At 64.9% G+C, this 3689-nt stretch carries 6 protein-coding genes and 1 pseudogene; 5 read left to right on the top strand and 2 right to left on the bottom strand.

Annotation, left to right across the window (positions count from 1 at the left end):
* Together DVW87_RS17610 and DVW87_RS17600 are read left to right on the top strand one after the other, a co-directional pair.
* Window positions 1-263 (top strand): transposase (locus DVW87_RS17610; protein WP_147276304.1); only part of this gene is annotated, 263 nt, incomplete at its 5' end.
* A gap of 173 nt (window positions 264-436) precedes the next feature.
* Window positions 437-1423 (top strand): annotated as a pseudogene (locus DVW87_RS17600) (IS481 family transposase).
* Between the two features lie 209 nt (window positions 1424-1632).
* On the opposite strand, the gene DVW87_RS17595 reads toward DVW87_RS17600, so the two are convergent.
* Complete coding sequence (locus DVW87_RS17595; protein WP_220149848.1) at window positions 1633-1974, bottom strand: BA14K family protein; 342 nt, start codon at window positions 1972-1974, stop codon at window positions 1633-1635.
* Window positions 1975-1976: 2 nt separating this feature from the next.
* On the bottom strand, window positions 1977-2426 hold the full coding sequence (locus DVW87_RS17590; protein WP_239017996.1) for an efflux RND transporter permease subunit: 450 nt from the start codon (window positions 2424-2426) through the stop codon (window positions 1977-1979).
* On the opposite strand from DVW87_RS17590, the gene DVW87_RS17585 reads away from it, so the two are divergent.
* The 3 genes from DVW87_RS17585 to DVW87_RS17575 form a co-directional block, all read left to right on the top strand.
* Window positions 2409-2648: a Clp protease/crotonase-like domain-containing protein gene (locus DVW87_RS17585; RefSeq protein ID WP_114689068.1), complete on the top strand. Its 240-nt coding sequence runs from the start codon at window positions 2409-2411 to the stop codon at window positions 2646-2648. The two genes, DVW87_RS17590 and DVW87_RS17585, sit on opposite strands and share 18 nt — an antisense overlap.
* Entirely contained in the window at window positions 2645-3070 is a 426-nt protein-coding gene (locus DVW87_RS17580; protein WP_114689067.1) for a YbgC/FadM family acyl-CoA thioesterase, read from the top strand. The genes DVW87_RS17585 and DVW87_RS17580 overlap by 4 nt, the downstream gene beginning before the upstream one ends.
* 198 nt (window positions 3071-3268) lie before the next feature.
* Window positions 3269-3689, top strand: a 421-nt coding sequence (locus DVW87_RS17575) for a helix-turn-helix domain-containing protein (RefSeq protein WP_239017995.1), incomplete at its 3' end; no start/stop codon positions are given.

Genomic DNA, 3689 nt, shown 5'->3' with positions numbered 1-3689 from the left:
GCACCGTCAGCCGGAAACGCAGCATTACCCGCCTCGTCAGCGAGGATGCCCGCGATACCGTGCGCGCCCTTGCCGGCACCGACGCCTATGTGCACGCGCGGCGTCGACGACAGCGGATCGAGCGCGTATTCGGCCACCTGAAACGCAACCTGGGGCTACGAACGCTTAAGCTGCGAGGCCTCGCCGGAGCAGCCGAGGTGTTCACCATGGCTGCCGCGGCATACAACCTCCAGCTGCTGGCCCGGCAGGCCGCGCCGGCCTGATACGCGGCGCATCCTCCGGTGTCCGGCGTCACCAGACATCCGCCACGCCGATTTCGCGCAAGCATTTTTTCAACGGTCTCCACCAGTTTTGACACTGAGAATCTGCGACCAGCTAGGTGTTTGATCCCACGGTTTGATGGTGTGATCCTTTCGTTGGAATGGAAGGGGGCCGTATGGGACAGGTACGTCATGGGTGCGCCACGACCACGCACGCCGTCCGAGCAGCAATACAGCGATCGCAAGCTTCGCTCGCGGCGCTGAGCCGTGAGCTGGGGATCAACCCGAAGACGGTGGCGAAGTGGCGTAAGAGGGCGACGGTCGAGGACTTGAAGACCGGGCCGAAGGCCCCTCATTCAACGACCCTGACCGAGGCGGAGGAGGCAATGGTGGCGGCGTTCCGTCGCCACACGCTGCTGCCGCTCGACGACTGCCTCTACGCATTGCAGCCGTCGCTACCGCACCTGACTCGGTCAGCGCTGCACCGTTGCCTTCAGCGGCACGGCATCTCACGGCTACCGGATGTCGAGGGCGACAAGCCCAAGCGTCAGCGCTTCAAGCGTTATCCGATTGGTTTCTTCCACATCGATATCGCCGAGGTGCAAACTGCCGAAGGAAAGCTTTATCTGTTCGTCGGCATAGACCGCACCAGCAAGTTCGCAGTCACCCAACTCGTCGACAAGGCCGATAGGCGCACAGCATGGGATTTCCTCGAACACCTGCTGAAGGCCGTGCCGTACCGGATACACACGATCCTGACCGATAATGGCATCCAGTTCGCCGAGCAGCCTCGCAATCGCAAAACCGCTTGGTCCCGCCAGATGCGCTTCGACATGATCTGCGAGGCAAACGACATCGAACACCGGCTCACCAAGCCGAACCACCCGTGGACGAACGGTCAGGTCGAAAGGATGAACCGCACCATCAAGGAGGCAACCGTCAAACGCTTCCACTACGAGAGCCACGACCAGCTCCGGACGCACCTCGCCGACTTCATGGCCGCCTACAACTTTGCCCGCCGGCTCAAGACGCTTAGCGGCCTCACACCCTGCGAATAAATCGCCAAGATCTGGACGTCAGAGCCAGACCGGTTCATCGTCGACCCGATCCACCAGATGCCGGGACTGGGGTCCGGTGAGAGGATGGTCGAAATCGTACGCTAAGCCCGGCGATCGTCCCGATTGGGATGGTGCAGCGGGAAACGAAGCGGTCTCTCGAACCGCATCGCGAAAGCCGCTTAAGCCACGACTTCTTTAGGAACCGACCCCCGAGCGGCGTCGCCTGCAGGATCGGTCGCTCACGCAGCCTTCGCCGCTTCGGCACTAGCCCCGCTGGTCGCGCATCTGCGGCCGGCGGGTTCAAGGGGCATGGCTTAGAGCGTGCAGCGCTGCGTCCGGCCGTTGCCGACCCGGTAGGTGTCGGTCCGCGCGTCGTACCCGCGGAACCGCTGCTGGCACGCGCGCACGTGGCGATACCAGTCGCCCTGGCGGGTCCAGTGCTTGGGCGGGGCCGCCGGGCGGGCGCCCCAGCGCGAGTCCCAATTGCCGTAGCGCGATAGGGTGTTCGGAGCGGGCTGCGCCTGCGGGCGGGGGGCGGGCTGAGCGCGCCGCTGGGCCTGTGCTCCGCGGTCGTCGCGCCGCGGCTGGGCAGCGGCGGGCGCCGCGCCGGCCAGGATCAGCGCGATCCCGGCTAGGCCGGTGAGATAAGAGGTCATGGTCATGCTCCTTGGGTTGAGACCGCCGGGGGCGACGGTCGGGGGGAAGGTCCGGCGAAGCGGTGCGCGACGCCGCGCAGCTTCCGCTCGAAATCGTCGACGTAGGTGAAGATCACCGGGATCACGAGCAGGCTGAGCAGGGTCGAGGTGACGAGCCCGCCGATCACCACCACGGCCATCGGCTGGCGGAAGCTGGGGTCGGCACCGAAGCCCAGCGCGGTCGGCAGCATCCCCGCCCCCATCGCAAAGGTCGTCATCACGATCGGCCGCGCCCGTTTGTGGCAGGCGTCGATCAGCGCCTCGAACCGCGGCAGCCCGCGTTCGCGTCGCGCCATGATCGCATATTCGTGCCGCGACGCGCGGGCTACCTCCGCGCGACGCAGCTCCTCCTCCTGGGTGAACGAATGAACGCTCGCCAGGCATTGGAGGATCGATTGGTCACCACGGTTCACGCCCAGAGCGACCTCGCGCAGGCGGTCGACGCCACCGTTACAGCGCTGGCTTCCAAGCCGCTGTGGTCGCTAGTCGAGACGAAGCGGCTGCTCCGCTCGCCGAGTGACGAGGTGGTCGCGCGGATGGCACTGGAAAGCGAGGCCTTCGCGCGGGGGCTGCGCGGGCCGGCGTTTGCGCAAGCCGCCGAGGCATTTAGGAACCGCCCGAAGGCGGTGGTATGATCGAACAAAGCGGTACCGATGTCATCGCCGCGTCGGGGCGGTTCGATGGGAAGATCCACGACTTCCCCGTCCGCGTCTACTTCGAGGACACCGACCTCTCCGGCGTGGTGTACCATGCCAACTACCTCCGTTACCCCGATCGCGCGCGCGCCGACATGCTAGAACTCGCAGGCATCGAGCACGCCGCGAGCGCACGGCTCGGCGACGCCGCCTATGCGGTCATCTCGGCGGACCTACGCTACCATTCACCGGCGCGGCTCAATGACCTGCTGGTCGTATCCTCCACGCTCATCGGTCTTCGCCGAGTCGATGTTCGAGTTGCCCACCGCATCCGCCGTGGCGACGTGACCCTCTTCACGGCAGAAGTGACCCTGGCGCTGTTGTCGTCGTCCGGTCGACCCGTGCGGCATCCCGCGGACTGAATGGAACGGCTGCAGCGGTATCTGATGCAGAAGTGATTAAGACGGGACGCTGGCATCAAAAAAAGGTAACAGCGTAAACCACGACCATATTTTACATAATTATCATTATCGAACTGCGAGCGTGTAGGCGCTAAGTAGAAATGACACTCCTCCGCTAGATAGAAAAGGCACAACGAGTGCCAGCGGGTCGCCGGTGTCATGGCCATCCTCGGCAGCGAGGATGTGCAAGCGATGACGGTGCTGACAATGAGTGCTGCCGAGGTGAGGCGGTACGACACGCTGATGCGGCTCGACCGCGGTGAGATCAGGGTGGCGGACGCGATGGCGCTGCTGAGGCTTGAGCGTCGACAGATCTACCGGTTGCTGGAGCGACTTCGGCAGGACGGCGCAGCCGGGCTCATATCCCGCAAGCGTGGGCGTCCGAGCAACCGGCGTTACGGCGATGCCGTTCGTGATCAGGTCGTCAGCCTCGTGCGCGAGCAGTATAGCGGCTTCGGGCCGACGCTGGCACGTGAGTATCTGGCCGAGCGGCATGGCATCCGGGTGTCGTGCGAGACGCTGCGCCAAATGATGATGGTGGCCGGCCTGTGGAAAGACCGTGAAGCGCGCCGCCCTCGCC

The organism is Sphingomonas aracearum, assembly GCF_003345355.1.
In the GTDB taxonomy this organism is placed as follows: Bacteria; Pseudomonadota; Alphaproteobacteria; order Sphingomonadales; family Sphingomonadaceae; genus Sphingomonas; species Sphingomonas aracearum.
This window is presented reverse-complemented; position numbering and strand designations above follow the sequence as displayed.

Excerpts from the sequence above, each read along its gene's own strand:
- DVW87_RS17580 (WP_114689067.1), top strand. The coding sequence starts at position 2,645 with ATGATCGAACAAAGCGGTACCGATGTCATCGCCGCGTCGGGGCGGTTC.
- DVW87_RS17595 (WP_220149848.1), bottom strand. The coding sequence starts at position 1,974 with ATGACCTCTTATCTCACCGGCCTAGCCGGGATCGCGCTGATCCTGGCC.